General features: G+C 48.9%; 1 protein-coding gene. It reads right to left on the reverse strand.

The annotated features are described in order from the left end of the window. Positions 1-661, reverse strand: a 661-nt coding sequence (locus R8O11_RS28320) for a glutamate synthase central domain-containing protein (protein WP_318195009.1), incomplete at both ends; no start/stop codon positions are given.

Raw genomic sequence — 661 nt, forward strand, 5'->3', positions numbered from 1 at the left:
GTTGGCTGTAACTAAGCGAGTTTGCACGGCGCCGACAGCCATGGCGGCTGGAATTGGCAATTTGCCTTTGACTAACGCGCGGTCGGAAAGAACCACTAAAACGGTACCTTCTCGCACCACTTGTTCAGCTTGATCACATAAGTTATCGATCGCTTGTTTGAGATCTTTCTCTTGTGGATCGTAGTTTATGTCGAGAATGGTATTGCGGTAGTGATCGTCATCCAGCTCAAGCAACTGCTGCATGTCAGAGTAAAGTAGCACTGGAGAATCAAATGTCACTCGATGCGCGTGGCCGTCGGTTTCACAGAAGACGTTCATCTCCTGACCTATACTGGTGGCTAACGACATAACATGCTTTTCACGTAGTGGATCGATAGGCGGGTTGGTGACCTGAGCAAACTTCTGGCGGAAGTAATCGGTAACCAAACGCTCTTTCGAAGACAGTACTGCCATTGGCGTGTCATCGCCCATAGAGCCTACGGCTTCTTGACCCATATCGCCAAGTACACGCAGCACCTGATCCACTTCTTCATTGGTCATAGCGAATTGCTTTTGATAGGTCTTAAGCAAATCTTCATCGAAGCTTCGCTCACCCACTTGATCTTCAGGTAGCTGAGAGAATGGCGTTAGTTTGCGAACGTTGTTCTCCATCCATTCGCGG

Source organism: Vibrio sp. 1288 (genome assembly GCF_033344475.1).